Origin of the sequence: Sphingomonas psychrolutea, from assembly GCF_014636175.1 — a bacterium.
GTDB lineage: Bacteria > Pseudomonadota > Alphaproteobacteria > Sphingomonadales > Sphingomonadaceae > Sphingomonas > Sphingomonas psychrolutea.
On record NZ_BMDW01000016.1, the window covers coordinates 79,452 to 93,043 of the forward strand.

The 13,592-nt window shown below is 63.9% G+C and carries 14 protein-coding genes; 6 read left to right on the forward strand and 8 right to left on the reverse strand.

What is annotated here, in order from left to right:
- Positions 1 to 21 precede the first annotated feature (21 nt).
- A complete protein-coding gene (locus IEV62_RS13080) occupies positions 22 to 1,356 on the forward strand; it encodes a cystathionine gamma-synthase family protein (RefSeq protein WP_188448177.1) in 1,335 nt (444 codons plus the stop codon).
- A gap of 11 nt (positions 1,357 to 1,367) precedes the next feature.
- On the opposite strand, the gene IEV62_RS13085 is transcribed toward IEV62_RS13080, so the two are convergent.
- Positions 1,368 to 2,924, reverse strand: a complete 1,557-nt coding sequence (locus IEV62_RS13085) for a DUF6311 domain-containing protein (RefSeq protein WP_188448179.1) — start codon at positions 2,922 to 2,924, stop codon at positions 1,368 to 1,370.
- Positions 2,925 to 3,032: 108 nt separating this feature from the next.
- On the opposite strand from IEV62_RS13085, the gene IEV62_RS13090 reads away from it, so the two are divergent.
- Positions 3,033 to 4,061, forward strand: coding sequence for an adenosine deaminase (locus IEV62_RS13090; protein ID WP_229733116.1), 1,029 nt, complete (start codon positions 3,033 to 3,035; stop codon positions 4,059 to 4,061).
- A gap of 143 nt (positions 4,062 to 4,204) precedes the next feature.
- On the opposite strand, the gene murA is transcribed toward IEV62_RS13090, so the two are convergent.
- Positions 4,205 to 5,488 (reverse strand): UDP-N-acetylglucosamine 1-carboxyvinyltransferase, encoded by a 1,284-nt coding sequence (murA, locus tag IEV62_RS13095; RefSeq protein WP_188448181.1) that lies wholly within the window; start codon positions 5,486 to 5,488, stop codon positions 4,205 to 4,207.
- A gap of 185 nt (positions 5,489 to 5,673) precedes the next feature.
- Between murA and IEV62_RS13100 the strand changes: the two genes are divergently transcribed.
- Entirely contained in the window at positions 5,674 to 6,372 is a 699-nt protein-coding gene (locus tag IEV62_RS13100; protein WP_188448206.1) for a Crp/Fnr family transcriptional regulator, read from the forward strand.
- A 25-nt stretch (positions 6,373 to 6,397) separates the two neighbouring features.
- Here the strand turns inward: IEV62_RS13100 and clpS are convergent, their stop codons facing one another.
- The 3 genes from clpS to IEV62_RS13115 form a co-directional block, all read right to left on the reverse strand.
- Positions 6,398 to 6,745: an ATP-dependent Clp protease adapter ClpS gene (gene clpS, locus IEV62_RS13105; protein WP_188448207.1), complete on the reverse strand. Its 348-nt coding sequence runs from the start codon at positions 6,743 to 6,745 to the stop codon at positions 6,398 to 6,400.
- Between the two features lie 143 nt (positions 6,746 to 6,888).
- Entirely contained in the window at positions 6,889 to 7,692 is an 804-nt protein-coding gene (locus IEV62_RS13110) for a phasin family protein (RefSeq protein ID WP_188448182.1), read from the reverse strand.
- 121 nt (positions 7,693 to 7,813) lie between these two features.
- Positions 7,814 to 9,535, reverse strand: a complete 1,722-nt coding sequence (locus tag IEV62_RS13115) for a PHA/PHB synthase family protein (RefSeq protein ID WP_188448209.1) — start codon at positions 9,533 to 9,535, stop codon at positions 7,814 to 7,816.
- A 106-nt stretch (positions 9,536 to 9,641) separates the two neighbouring features.
- Here IEV62_RS13115 and IEV62_RS13120 point away from each other — a divergent pair, with 106 nt between their 5' ends.
- The 3 genes from IEV62_RS13120 to IEV62_RS13130 are packed head-to-tail and all read left to right on the forward strand — an operon-like array spanning position 9,642 to position 12,087.
- Positions 9,642 to 10,850: an LL-diaminopimelate aminotransferase gene (locus IEV62_RS13120; protein WP_188448184.1), complete on the forward strand. Its 1,209-nt coding sequence runs from the start codon at positions 9,642 to 9,644 to the stop codon at positions 10,848 to 10,850.
- Positions 10,851 to 10,876: 26 nt separating this feature from the next.
- Positions 10,877 to 11,659 carry a sulfite exporter TauE/SafE family protein gene (locus IEV62_RS13125; RefSeq protein WP_188448186.1) on the forward strand — a complete coding sequence of 261 codons (783 nt, stop codon included), beginning with the start codon at positions 10,877 to 10,879 and terminating at the stop codon, positions 11,657 to 11,659.
- A complete protein-coding gene (locus IEV62_RS13130) occupies positions 11,659 to 12,087 on the forward strand; it encodes an acyl-CoA thioesterase (RefSeq protein WP_188448188.1) in 429 nt (142 codons plus the stop codon). The genes IEV62_RS13125 and IEV62_RS13130 overlap by 1 nt, the downstream gene beginning before the upstream one ends.
- A 221-nt stretch (positions 12,088 to 12,308) precedes the next feature.
- On the opposite strand, the gene IEV62_RS13135 is transcribed toward IEV62_RS13130, so the two are convergent.
- From IEV62_RS13135 to IEV62_RS18245, 3 genes are all read right to left on the reverse strand, one after another.
- On the reverse strand, positions 12,309 to 12,596 hold the full coding sequence (locus IEV62_RS13135; RefSeq protein ID WP_188448190.1) for a helix-turn-helix domain-containing protein: 288 nt from the start codon (positions 12,594 to 12,596) through the stop codon (positions 12,309 to 12,311).
- Between the two features lie 22 nt (positions 12,597 to 12,618).
- Complete coding sequence (locus tag IEV62_RS13140) at positions 12,619 to 12,969, reverse strand: type II toxin-antitoxin system RelE/ParE family toxin (protein WP_229733118.1); 351 nt, start codon at positions 12,967 to 12,969, stop codon at positions 12,619 to 12,621.
- A gap of 269 nt (positions 12,970 to 13,238) precedes the next feature.
- Positions 13,239 to 13,592, reverse strand: a 354-nt coding sequence (locus tag IEV62_RS18245) for a hypothetical protein (protein ID WP_229733120.1), incomplete at its 5' end; no start/stop codon positions are given.

Below are 13,592 nucleotides of genomic sequence, written 5' to 3' on the forward strand. Positions count from 1 at the left end.
TTGCAGCAGGACGGAATCCCGATGGCGAAGACCGACACGCACGAAACCGAAGCCGATCTGACCGGCGTCGCCGCGCGCACCAAGCCCAAGCCGTCGATTGAGAAAATCGGCGACCGCAAGCTCAAGCCGTCCACGCTGATGATGGGGCATGGCTATGATCCCGCGCTGTCCGAAGGGTCGCTCAAACCGCCGATCTTCGCCACCTCGACCTACGTCTTCCCCAATGCCGCGGCGGGCAAGCGCCATTTCGAGGGCGTCACCGGCAAGCGTCCGGGCGGGGCCGAGGGCCTCGTTTATTCGCGCTTCAACGGCCCGAATCAGGAGATTCTCGAAGACCGGCTCGGCGTCTGGGAAGAAGCGGAGGACGCGCTCGTTTTCTCCTCCGGCATGTCGGCGATCGCGACCTTGTTCCTGTCGATGGTCAAGCCGGGCGACACGATCGTCCATTCCGGCCCGCTTTATGCCGCGACCGAGACGCTGATCGCGCGGATTCTCGGGCGCTTCGGCGTGCATTGGCTCGATTTTCCGGCCGGCGCGACGCGCGCAGAGATCGATGCGGTGATGGCCAGGGCAGCGACCGGCAATGTCGCGCTCATCTATCTCGAAAGCCCCGCCAACCCGACCAACGCGCTGGTCGATATCCAGGCGGTGGCGGCGAGCCGCGACGCGATCTTCGCCAAGGCGGCGGTCAAGCCGCCGATCGCGATCGACAACACCTTTCTCGGCCCGCTGTGGCTCAAGCCGCTCCAGCACGGTGCCGACATCGTCGTCTATTCGCTCACCAAATATGCCGGCGGGCATAGCGATCTCGTCGCGGGCGGCGTGCTCGGGTCCAAGGAGCACATCAACACCATTCGCATGATGCGCAACACGATCGGCACGATCTGCGATCCCAACACCGCATGGATGCTGATGCGTAGCCTCGAAACGCTCGAACTGCGCATGAGCCGCGCGGGCGAGAATGCGGTCAAGGTCTGCGCCTATTTGCGTCAGCACCCGAAGGTCGAGCGCGTTGGCTATCTCGGCTTCTTGGCCGATACGCCGGGGATGGAGCGCCAGGCCGATATCTACGCGCGCCACTGCACCGGCGCTGGCTCGACCTTCTCGCTGCTCGTCAATGGCGGCGAGAAGGAAGCCTTCGCTTTCCTCGACGCGCTGAAAATCGCCAAGCTCGCCGTGTCGCTCGGCGGGACCGAGACGCTGGCGTCGCACCCTGCCGCGATGACGCATCTGTCGGTGCCCGATGCGCGCAAGCAAGCGCTCGGCATCACCGACAATCTCGTGCGGATCTCGATCGGGGTGGAGGATGCCGACGATCTGATCGCCGATTTCGAACAGGCGCTCGCGGCGATCTGAGTCGCCACCGTTCAGGGCGCGATGACCGTCACCCCGTCGATGTGCAGCGCGCGGCGGGCGAGCGTCGCGGGGAGCTTCCCGTCCTGGACGATCACCAGATGGCCGGGCGCGATCGTACCGCGCTCGAACGCCAGGCGTTCGGCGGCGGTGCGCAGGCGCGTCGTACTCGACGTGCGCGCGGTATAGGTGAAGCCGACCGGACGCCGCGCCACCACCGCGCGCCAAGTCACTTCCTCAAGCAGTTGCAGATCGATGAAGGGATCGGCCGGGGTGAAGTCGATCTGCTTGGCCTGCGCGACCAATCCCACCCAGCGCGGATCGCGGGTGCGGACGAAGACGGCGGGATCGTCCGCCCGCGCGCTCGTCGCGCGGATCGCCGCGAGCATCGGCACTAGATCGACCGCCTGTAGGGCGACGGCCGCGGCAAGGACGATCGTCGCGCGGCGCAAGGCCATGACGCTGATGACCGCGGCATAGGTCAGCGTGTAGGTCATCGGCCAGACCAGCCGCCCCGCAGCCCGCACCGGGTCCAGTGCATCGGTCAGCCAAAGCGGCAGATGCAGCGTCGCGACCGGTTGACCCCACAGGATCGGCTGCGGCCCGATCGCGACGAGCATCAGCACCGCAAAGCCCGGCAGCAGCCAGGCGAGCCGCCGCAGCCCCGCGCGCCGCGTTGCGCCTGCGACCAACACCACGAGGATCATCCCGACCCCGAGGTAATTCAATCCCTCATACCCGCGGCCATGATCCTGCGGCGGCGACGGCAGCAGCGCCGAATAGGTCGGATTGGCCGGGTTCCACCACCCATCGAGCGCCATTGGAAAAGCGCCGTACGTGCCGGTCGATTCGAAGCCGCCGCCAAACACCCCCTGGAGCGCGAGCAGCAGCACAACGACTCCGATCGTCGCCACCGCTTCGATCACGGGGCGCACGCGGCTGCCCGCGACGAACCGCCGCAGCAGCGCGCCCGCCCAGATACTCGCCACCATCAGCAAGAGATAGCTGTGCACCAGCGTCGCCGTCGCCAGCACCGCCAGCCACCATAACGGACGGTCGGTACGCCGCGGTTCGACATAGATCCACAACGCCCACAGGATCAGCCACTGCGCGCACAGGCTGACGTGCGGGAAGCGGTTGAACAGCATCGGCAGCGCCGCCAGCAAGACCGTGCCGAACCACGCCGTAAGCGTATCGGGGGCATGCGGGCGAACCAGCGCCCAGGCGAACAGTACCTGCAGCACCAGGCACGCGAACATCCACGGTCCGATGAATTGCAGCCCCGGCGGCAGCACGGCGGCAAACGGCCCCAACAGCAGCCCCAGCAACGGGATGCTGTCGGTCAGCAGCAAGCTCGTCCCCTCAGGCGCGGACAGCAAGGCGATGTGAAACGACGGCCAACCCCCGCCGGCAAGATAAGCGGCGAGCCCGATCGCGCTTTGCCCGCGATCATATCCGGCGAGCAACCAGCCGACATTGCGCGGATCGAGCGTCGCGAGCGGCATCCACGCCGCAAACAGCACGGTAGCGGTGGCAATCAGCGCGAGTACAAGAGGAATCCGCTTCATCATCGCCGCGTCTAACGATCGCCAGTCTACATCTTGTAAATTACGATCGCCGCCGACGCCGGGGTCCACTTTCCCCTAAACTTCCCCGTTCCGCCGACCTAAAGGGGTGCGATGTCGGCACCCGCACTCGCGCCTATGGGCGACTTCATCACCGGCCTGCCCAAGGCCGAACTGCATTTGCATATCGAGGGCAGCCTCGAGCCCGAACTGATGTTCGCGCTGGCCGAGCGCAACGGCGTCGCGATTCCTTATGCGAACATCGAAGAGATTCGCGCCGCCTATCACTTCTCGCGACTGCAGGATTTCCTCGACATTTATTATGCCGGGGCGGCCGTGCTGCTGACCGTGCGGGATTTCCACGACCTTGCGGCTGCCTATTTCGATCGCGCTGCGGCCGACGGCGTCGTGCATGCCGAAATCATGTTCGATCCGCAAACGCACACCGCGCGCGGCGTTAGCTTCGACACCGTCATCACCGGCCTACTGTCGGCAATGGAAGAGGCCGAAACCAAACACGGCATGACGACGAAGCTGATCCTGAGCTTTCTGCGCCACCTCGACGAGGCCGACGCGTTCGAGACGCTGGAGGCGGCGCGGCCGTGGCTCGACCGGATCGCGGCGGTCGGGCTCGATTCGTCCGAACTCGGCCATCCGCCCGAGAAATTCGCGCGCGTCTTTGCGGCTGCCCGCGCGCTCGGCCTCAAGTCCGTCGCGCATGCCGGCGAGGAAGGCCCGCCGGACTATGTCTATCAGGCGCTCGATCTGCTCGCCATCGACCGGCTCGACCATGGCAATCGCAGCCTTGAGGACCCGGTGCTCGTCGCCCGCCTGGCGCGGACGGCGATGACGCTGACGGTCTGCCCGCTCTCGAACCTGAAGCTGTGCGTCGTCGACGACATGGTCGCGCATCCGATCGACCGGATGCTGCGCGCGGGGCTGCGCGCAACGGTAAATTCGGACGATCCGGCCTATTTCGGCGGCTACATCGCCGATAATTACCGCGCAGTGGAGGCTGCGCGCGGCCTGACCCGCGCCGATCTCGTCACGCTCGCGCGGAACTCGTTCCTCGGCTCGTTCCTGCCCGACGACGCGGTTGCAGCGCATCTGGCGAAGCTCGATGCGTATGTAGCGCGAGGGTAGGGCAAGCCTCCTGTCGCACTTCCCCGGCGAAGGCCGGGGCCCCGTCGCGAAGGTCGCCGTAACGAAGCGCGATCCGCGCCTGTCGACGTTGCACTACTGGGCCCCGGCCTTCGCCGGGGAAGCAAGTCCTCCCAATCGGCCCCTCAGCCGTCCCCAACGCGCTCGATATCCGCCCCGACCGCGCTCAATTTCTCCTCCAACCGCTCATACCCGCGATCGAGGTGATACACGCGCGACACTTGCGTCTCGCCATCCGCCACCAGCCCGGCGATGATCAGGCTCATCGACGCGCGCAAATCGGTCGCCATCACCGGCGCGCCGGTCAGCCGCTCGACCCCGCGCACCACGGCGGTGCGGCCATGCACTTCGATATTCGCGCCCATTCGCGCCAGTTCGGGGACGTGCATGTAGCGATTCTCGAAAATCGTCTCGGTCAGCACGCTCGCGCCCTGCGCCAGGCACAGCATCGCCATGAATTGCGCCTGCATGTCGGTGGCAAAACCCGGATAGGGCGCGGTCGACAAAGTCAGCGGCTGGAGCGGGCCGGAGGCGGAGACGAGCAGATTGTCGCCGCGCTCCTCCAGCGTCACGCCGGCGGCGATCAGCGCATCGGTCGTCGCGTGCATGTCGGAGAGTTTGACGCCGACCAGTTCGAGCGATCCCCCGGTAATCGCCGCCGCGCAGGCATAGCTGCCCGCTTCGATCCGGTCGGGCATTACGCGGTAGGTGGCACCGTGCAGCCGGTCGACGCCTTCGATCTCGAGCGTCTCGGTACCGATCCCCGAAATCCGCGCCCCCATCTGCACCAGCAGATTGCACAGATCGACGATCTCGGGCTCGCGCGCGGCATTTTCGATCCGGCTGCCACCCTTGGCCAGCACCGCCGCCATCACGACATTCTCGGTCGCGCCGACCGAGACGATCGGAAAGGTGTATTTTCCGCCAGACAGGCGCCCACCGGGGGCGGTCGCCTTGACATAGCCCGCCGCCATTTCGAGCTTGGCCCCGATTGCTTCGAGCGCCTTCAAATGCAGATCGATCGGGCGGTTGCCGATCGCACAGCCACCGGGCAGCGACACCGTCGCCTCGCCCGCGCGCCCGATCAGCGGGCCGAGCACCAGGATCGACGCGCGCATTTTGCGCACGATGTCATACGGCGCCTCGGTCGCGGTGAGCTTCCCCGCGCGGATCGTCATCACCCGCCCGAAATCTTCGGGCCGCGCGCCCTCAATCCGGGTCGAACAGCCAAGCTGATTGAGCAGATGCCCGAAACTGTCGACATCGGCGAGCCGCGGCAAATTGCGCAGCGTCACCGGTTCCTCGGTCAGCAGCGCGCACGGCATCAGCGTAAGGGCTGCGTTCTTCGCCCCGGAAATGGGCAAGCGCCCCGACAGGCGGTTTCCACCGCGAATGAGAATACGATCCATGCCCCTCGTTTATCGCCTCGCTACGTCTGCGCAAGCCGGATAGAAAGGACCGGGGCGGACCGACTGCCGGAGGGGGCGGTTGATCGACTTTAATGCAAGCTTTGCGCCGCACTGCTTTTAGGGAACCATTCAAGGGGGATATTGCGCGCGTGTCAGGAAGTTGCTTCGCCGTTCGATTGGGCGACATGGTTGTGCTGACCGCAAACGAACGGCACGCGCTGGAGCGGCTGGAGGCGCGCGAACGCCATGTGCGGCGCGGCGCGACATTACAGCGCGATAAGGACCGCGCCGCGGAAATGTTCATCCTGCGCAAGGGGATGATGATGTCGTCGGTGCTGCTCGACGATGGCAGCCGCCAAATCCTGCGCTTCCATTTCGCCGGCGACATGCTCGCCGTATCGAGCCTGGCGTACCGCGCGGCGAGCGAGACGATCTCGGCGCTGTCGGATTGCGTGGTCTGCCCGTTCGAGCGGCCCGCCTTCGCGGCGGTCATTACCGACCATCCGAGGCTCGCTGCGTTGATCATGGTGTGCGACCAGATCGAACGCGCCGTGCTGACCGACCGCTTGGCGGTCCTCGGCCGCACCTCGGCCAAGGCGCGCGTCGCCGCGATCCTGATCGACTTGCGCAACCGGATGCGAATGCTCGACCGCGGCATTACGATGAGCTTCACGCTCGGCCTGACGCAGGAAGAACTCGGCGACGCGACCGGGCTGACCGCGGTTCACGTCAACCGCATGCTACGCCAATTGGAGGACGAAGGAATGATCGCGCGCGAGGCTGGCCGCGTGACCTTTACCGACGAGCGCGCACTCGAGCGCGCGGCGAATTTCGTCGATCGTTATGCCGGGCTCGATCTGGCATGGCTGCCGGCGGGGCGGTAAACCCCGGCCATAGCGACGTTCGACGCTACGCCTTTTCCAGCATGCATTGCAGCGGATGTTGGTTCTGCCGCGCGAAATCGAGCACTTGGCTCACCTTGGTTTCGGCGACTTCGTAACTGAAGATGCCGCACACGCCGACGCCCTTTTGATGGACATGCAGCATCACCCGCGTCGCCGCCTCCATATCCATGCGAAAAAAGCGCTGCAGCACGAGCACGACGAATTCCATCGGCGTGTAATCGTCGTTGAGCAGCAGGACGCGATACGGCGTCGGCTGTTTGGTCTTGCTGCGCGTCCGCGTCGCGACGCCGAGGCCCGTCCCCTCGTCATCGTTGGAACCCCCATCGTCGGGACCATCACGGCGCTCGGCCATCGAGATTGTGTTGCTGTCGATCATCTGTCGCTAAAATATGGCATTGCGGGGGGTGAGGGCAAGGGGGCTGATGCGTGCCGCCATACGAAAAGGGCGGCCCCTCGCGGGACCGCCCTTTTGCGTCGACGAAAAGCGCGATGCGCTTATGCGGCGATCTTCATCTTTTCAGCGGCAACTGCGACGCGGTTCGAAATCGGCTGAGCGATTTCACCAAGCAGCTTCAGGTAGTTCTCGGTGAACTTGGCGCTTTCAGCCATGAACGTGTCCATTGCCGACTTGGCATGCTCGCTCTGCAGCGCGAACAGTTCGGTTGGCGACTTGATCGCGGCGAACTGCTTGGCGGTCGCATTGGCCTTTTCGACCGACGCCTTGACGTAATCGTTCGTGTACTTGGCGATCTCTTCAGCGCCCTTGGCGGCGATCTTCGACGATTCGACCAGCGCCTCGACATTGCCCTTCGAGAATTCGTTCATGTCCTCGAACATTTTCGAACCCTTTTCCATGGCCGTCTTGGCGCGATCGTTGACATCGCCGAACAGCGACGTTGCCTGAGCCTGAACCTTTTCAGCGGCGGACTTGAGAGTATTTTCCATGGTGGTGACTTCCTTTTTGAGGATGGCCACCGCAGGTGCGGGGGCCGGCTTGCTTGCTTCGGGGGTAATGACGGGGGTCGGCTTCGGCGCGGCGACGACGATTGCGGGCTTGGCTGGCGCCGCCGCAACGACCGGCTTTGCGACGACCGCTGCGGGCTTTTCGGCGACCGGCGTGGGCTTTTCGACAGCCGGTACGGGCTTCGCTGCAACCGGTACGGGCTTCGCTGCAACCGGTACAGGCTTCGCTTCGGGCGCCTGCGCTGCTACCGCGGCTGTTGCCGGCGCGGCAACGGACTTGGTCGCGGCCTTTACGACCGGGGTGATGGCGTCGGATTTTGGACCTTTGCTGGCCATGATCGGATTGCTCCCGCGTTATTGCTGCACTGCAATATAAACGATGGAAGCCGCTTTACAAGCAAAAATGTTGCACCGCAACATAATGAAACGCAGGCGGTCCAACTACTGACGCGAAACCCTATCTGGCGCGCACATAGTCGCCGGGGGCATCGCCAAGCGCCGCGATCGCGCCGTGTCCGGGGATCCGTGCGCCGTTTGCGACAACCGTCGCCGAATCGCGTGCGCGCAGCCAGTCGATCCAGTCGGGCCACCAACTACCCTTGGTTTCGACCGCGCCTGCGACGAAGTCCGCCAGCGATTCGACCGGCACCGGGTTCAGCCAATATTGGTATTTTTGCGCGGCCGGCGGGTTGACCACCCCCGCAATATGGCCAGAGCCAGCGAGCACGAAGCGCTTCTCGCCCACAAACAGCCGCATAAGCGCCCAGACGCTCTCGGGCGGCGCGATATGATCCTCGCGTCCCGCCTGGATATAGCTTGGCGTGGCAACTTTGCCCAAGTCGATCGGCGTGCCGAGCGCGCTGAGCGCACCCGCCTTGCTGAGCAAATTGTCGCGGTAGAGATCGGTCAGATACTGCCGGTGCCACGTCGCGGGCAAATTGGTCGTATCGCCGTTCCAGTGCAGCAAATCGAACGGCGCATAATCCTTGCCGAGCAGATAATTGTTGGTGACGTAATTCCAGATCAGATCGCGCCCGCGCAGCTGATTGAACACTGCCGCCATATAGCGCCCGTCAAGAAAGCCGTCCTTCGTCACCGAATCGAGCAAGGCGAGCTGTTCGTCGCTCACGAAATGCAGCAGCTCGCCGGCTTTCTCGAAATCGACTTGCGCGGTGAAGAACGTCGCGCTGGTGACCTTCGCGGCCTCGCCCCGCGCCGCCAGAATCGCGAGCGTCGCGGCCAGCGTCGTCCCCGCCACGCAATAGCCGATCACATGCGCGGCCGGCACGTCGAGCAGTGCGCGCACCGTATCGATCGCGGCGATCTGCGCGGCGATATAATCGTCCCACACCACATCCTTCATGCTCGCATCGGCCGAGCGCCACGACACCATGAAGACCGTGATCCCCTGCTCCACCGCCCAGCGGATGAAGCTCTTCTCTGGCGTCAGGTCGAGAATGTAGAAGCGGTTGATCCATGGCGGGAAGATCACCAGCGGCACCGCCAGCACGCTTTCGGTCGTCGGGCTATACTGGATCAGCTCGTACAGATCGGTGCGCAGCACGACCTTGCCCGGCGTCATCGCCAGATTGCGCCCGACTTCGAACGCCCCTGCGTCGGTGTGCGTCAATTGCCCCCGGCCGAGATCGGCGAGCATGTTGTGCAGGCCCTTGAGCAGATTTTCGCCGCCGGTTTCGATCGTCTTTTCGATCACTTCGGGGTTCGTCGCGGGGAAATTGGACGGGCTCATCGCATCGAGAAAACCGCGCGCGGCAAAGCGCAGCTGTTCGCGTTGCTTGTCATCCACCCCCTGCACCGCCTCGACCTGCGCGAGCATTTGGTCGGACAGCAGGAAATAGCTTTGGCGGATCCAGTCGAACACCGGATTCTCGCGCCAGCGCGGATCCTTGAAGCGCTTGTCGCGCGCTTGCTCGGGGGTTTCCGCTGCCGCCGGCGCTTCGCCGGTGAGCATCCGCTGCCACAGCCCCAGGCTATCGGCCCAGAAATCCCGCGCCCGCGCCACTGTGTCGGGATCGGTCACGCCGGGGATCGGCGGCAAAGCCTTGCCCGCAACATCCAGCCCCTGCTCCAGCACCATTTGCTGCGCGCGCCCCAGCACCCATGTCCAATGCTGCATATCGGCCAGACTCGGCACGGCGACGTCGGGCATATCCGGCATATCGGCCATCAGGCGATCCTCTCGCTGCGTCTTAACCAGTCCGGTCATTCCCACCAAAGCGCGAATGCCGTAAGGTGCTCCCGTCTCTCTAACCGGAATCCCCGCAATGTCCGATGAATTCTATCGCATCAAGCGCCTGCCGCCGTACATTATCGCCGAAGTGAACGCGATGCGGGCGGCGGCGCGCGCGACGGGCGAGGACATTATCGATCTCGGCATGGGCAACCCCGATTTGCCGCCGCCGCCGCACGTGATCGACAAATTGGTCGAAGTCGCGCGCAAGCCCGACGCGCATGGCTATTCGCAATCGAAGGGCATTCCGGGCTTGCGCAAGGCCCAGGCCAATTATTACGGGCGCCGTTTCGGCGTCGAGCTCGATCCCGAAAGCGAAGTCGTCGTCACGATGGGCTCGAAAGAGGGTCTCGCCAGCCTCGCGACGGCCATCACCGCGCCGGGCGACGTCGTGCTCGCCCCCAACCCAAGCTACCCGATCCACACCTTCGGCTTCATCATCGCCGGCGCGACGATCCGCGCGGTGCCGACCACGCCCGACGAAAAATATTTCGAAGCGCTCGAACGCGCGATGGCGTTTACCGTCCCGCGCCCATCGGTGCTGGTGGTCAATTACCCGTCCAACCCAACGGCGGAGGCGGTCGATCTCGCGTTTTACGAGCGCCTCGTCGCCTGGGCGAAGGACAATCAAGTCTGGATCATCTCCGACCTTGCCTATTCGGAGCTGTATTTCGACGGCAACCCGACGCCGTCGATCCTGCAAGTCCCCGGTGCCAAGGATGTCGCGGTCGAATTCACCTCGCTCAGCAAGACCTATTCGATGGCGGGCTGGCGGATCGGCTTCGCGGTCGGCAACAAGAAACTGATCGCGGCGATGACGCGCGTGAAGTCGTATCTCGATTACGGCGCTTTCACCCCGATCCAGGCCGCCGCCTGCGCCGCGCTCAACGGCCCGCAGGATATCGTCGAGACCAATCGCCAGCTTTATCACAAGCGCCGCGACGTGCTGGTCGAGAGTTTCGGTCGCGCCGGCTGGGATATTCCCAGCCCCCGCGCGTCGATGTTTGCCTGGGCGCCGCTGCCGCCCGCGCTCGCGCACTTAGGAAGTCTTGAGTTCTCCAAACAATTACTGACGCACGCTCAGGTCGCGGTTGCGCCAGGGGTGGGCTATGGGGAAAACGGAGAAGGCTTTGTCCGCATCGCAATGGTCGAAAACGAGCAGCGCCTGCGTCAGGCCGCGCGCAACGTTAAGAAGTACCTCCAGTCGATGGGCGTCAACATCCCCAGCACAAAGGCCGGCTGAGCCGCGCCAATGCTGATCAACCCCCAATGCTGATCAACCCGCTGTATTCGCTGGCCGGCGTGCTCGTCGGGCTGATCGTCGGGTTGACCGGAGTCGGTGGCGGATCGTTGATGACGCCGCTGCTGGTGCTCGCCTTCGGGTTCCACCCCGCGACGGCGGTCGGCACCGATTTGCTCTATGCCGCCGCGACCAAGACCGTCGGCACCAGCGTGCATGGCTGGCGCGGCACGGTCGATTGGGGCGTCGTCGGCCGCCTCGCATTGGGCAGCGTCCCCGCCGCGCTGCTGACGCTGACGGTGCTGCATTATGCCGGCGAGCAAACCAAGGATACGGGTCGCGCGATTTCGCTCGCATTGGGCGTAACACTGATCCTGTCGGGCCTCGCCACGCTGTTTCGCGCGCACATCGTCCGCGCCTTGACGCGCGCGCTGGGCAAGATCGGCAAGGCACGGCTCGCCGGGCTGACCGTGCTGCTCGGCGTCGTGCTCGGCGTTTTGGTCTCGCTCACTTCGGTCGGGGCGGGCGCGCTCGGGATGACGGCGTTGCTGATCCTCTACCCCGACATGCCGCTCAACCGGCTGGTCGGCTCGGACATCGCGCATGCCGTGCCGCTGACCTTGCTCGGCGGAATCGGGCATTGGCTGCTCGGCTCGGTCGACGGGTTTCTGCTGGTGTCGCTGCTGGTCGGATCGATTCCGGGAATCGTGGTTGGCAGTGTGATCGCAAGCCGCGTATCGGACCGCGTGTTGGGGCCGATCCTGGCCGTGGTGCTGGCGCTGGTCGGTGTGAAATTATTGGGTTTGTTTTGATGGCACGTCCGGGCTTCGCGTTTTCCTGCCAGTTCAAAGTGCGCTATGCCGAGATTGACGGGCAGAAGGTCGTCTTTAACTCGCGCTATCTCGAATATGCCGATGTCGCGGTCACCGAATTCTGGGAGTGGACCGGCATCGCGGCGGCGCTGGGCGATACGTGGGCACACACCGAATTCCACGTCCGCCATACCGAGATCGACTATTTGCGGCCCTTCGTGCTGGGCGACACGGTCGCGGCGTTCGTGCGGATCGGGCGGATCGGCAATTCGAGCCTGACGCAGAGCTTCGAGCTGTGCCACGCGGAAACCGGCGCAGTGCATACCAAGATCGAGATGGTCATCGTCAACGTCCATCTGCCGACGGGGAAATCGCTCCCGATCGCGCCCGAGGTGCGGGCGTTTCTCGAGGCGTTGCCGGGGAGTTAGGGTGTGCACCCGTCAAAGGGGGGACAGGCCGTGCCGCTGCGCGCACTAGATGACGCGGATAACGAGTGGGAAGCACCCCGATCGCCACGGTCGAATTTGGTTTCGATCATATCCTTCGCAGCGGGATTCCAACGCGGCCGCTTGGGTCGCGTGGTTGGTGCGGTAGCGCGTCTTTGGTACGAGCCCGAGACTTCACGAGGTCCGGCCTTTGGCTGGAAGGCTCACGCTGGTATCTTCGCCATAATCTGCTGCACACCAGCGGGATCCGCCTCGATCATCCGCAAAAGCGTGACCGAGCTGCGATCCGGGGCGCGTCGTCCCTGCTCCCAGTCCTGAACGGTCGCGACGCTCAGGCGATACGTGTCGGCAAACTTGCTCTGGCTGAGTTTGGTCGCGGCACGAACTGCCTTTACATCCACGGTGGCAACGCGCCCGCGACTATGGTCCCCTTCGGCATAGGCAACGGCATCATCCAGCCCGCCCATGATCTTGTCGAATGCGCTCTTCATACTGTCTAGCCTTTCGTGGCTTTCATTTCTTAGTAAATGATGCGCGCAGCCGGTCTCCAACCCCCGCGAGCGCGTTCTGTTCTGCCTTGGTCAAATTGTCCTTCTCGCCTTTGCCGAACACGGTGAGCAGGAAGATCGGGATATCGCCGCCGCCAAAGAAATAGACGACGCGATAACCGCCCGACTTACCCTTGCCGCGACCGGCAACCCGAACCTTGCGCGCCCCGCCCGCGATCGGTGTCCCGCGTAACGGGTTCGTGGCGATCGCAGTTTTCACATCGTCGCACTCTTCTTCCGACATGCCAGCGGCCTTGGCATCGGCGAGATAAGTGTTGGTCTCGATGATCAACTGCACGCCCCTCATATGCGGCATTGCCGTATAGATTGCAAGCGAAATAGTACGGCAACGCCGTACATCCGCCCTACTCTTGTCTCGCACTGTTTCAAACACGCGACGAAACGAGAAACCCTATCGCCAGTCGATGTTGGCGACCCAGCCATCGCCTATGCATAAGACTGGGTGCCATTTGGGCGATTTACGCCGGTTCGCTTTCCCGCCTGATAGCGGCTGGTCGGCTCTTGGGCACGATGCACGCGCTGGCGACGGCAGAACGGCTATAGCTGGTGGAAAGCTGCCGTCACTTATTGCGAAAAGCCAACCAGCGTTGTCGCGCCACTTCGTTTGACAACCAGCAAGCGAACGCCGCCGCCTAGCTCATCTTGGTTGGAAACTTCTACAAGCCAAGCGTCGCGGTGGTCGGAAACATAGTAGGAAAGGTATGCGCCTTTAGCTGAGTATCTCTTGGGGAAGTGAGAGAAAACGTAATCTCTCGCCTTAACAATTGGATCTATGTGCGGCGCCATCGCTGGTTGCCGAACCACGAGCGCAAAACCTAAGAGCCCGTCTTGAATCTCAAGCGTAACGAGCGAGGCGTCGGAGGATAACGAGGGCGGCGGCAGCGTAGAGGAAGGCTGTTGCGGAACGGATGGTGTTTT

Bases quoted from the DNA above. Each gene is read 5' to 3' on its own strand.
- IEV62_RS13080 (WP_188448177.1), top strand. From the start codon at position 22: ATGGCGAAGACCGACACGCACGAAACCGAAGCCGATCTGACCGGCGTC.
- IEV62_RS13085 (WP_188448179.1), bottom strand. From the start codon at position 2,924: ATGATGAAGCGGATTCCTCTTGTACTCGCGCTGATTGCCACCGCTACC.
- IEV62_RS13090 (WP_229733116.1), top strand. From the start codon at position 3,033: ATGTCGGCACCCGCACTCGCGCCTATGGGCGACTTCATCACCGGCCTG.
- murA (WP_188448181.1), bottom strand. From the start codon at position 5,488: ATGGATCGTATTCTCATTCGCGGTGGAAACCGCCTGTCGGGGCGCTTG.
- IEV62_RS13100 (WP_188448206.1), top strand. From the start codon at position 5,674: ATGGTTGTGCTGACCGCAAACGAACGGCACGCGCTGGAGCGGCTGGAG.
- clpS (WP_188448207.1), bottom strand. From the start codon at position 6,745: ATGGCCGAGCGCCGTGATGGTCCCGACGATGGGGGTTCCAACGATGAC.
- IEV62_RS13110 (WP_188448182.1), bottom strand. From the start codon at position 7,692: ATGGCCAGCAAAGGTCCAAAATCCGACGCCATCACCCCGGTCGTAAAG.
- IEV62_RS13115 (WP_188448209.1), bottom strand. From the start codon at position 9,535: ATGCCGGATATGCCCGACGTCGCCGTGCCGAGTCTGGCCGATATGCAG.
- IEV62_RS13120 (WP_188448184.1), top strand. From the start codon at position 9,642: ATGTCCGATGAATTCTATCGCATCAAGCGCCTGCCGCCGTACATTATC.
- IEV62_RS13125 (WP_188448186.1), top strand. From the start codon at position 10,877: ATGCTGATCAACCCGCTGTATTCGCTGGCCGGCGTGCTCGTCGGGCTG.
- IEV62_RS13130 (WP_188448188.1), top strand. From the start codon at position 11,659: ATGGCACGTCCGGGCTTCGCGTTTTCCTGCCAGTTCAAAGTGCGCTAT.
- IEV62_RS13135 (WP_188448190.1), bottom strand. From the start codon at position 12,596: ATGAAGAGCGCATTCGACAAGATCATGGGCGGGCTGGATGATGCCGTT.
- IEV62_RS13140 (WP_229733118.1), bottom strand. From the start codon at position 12,969: ATGCCGCATATGAGGGGCGTGCAGTTGATCATCGAGACCAACACTTAT.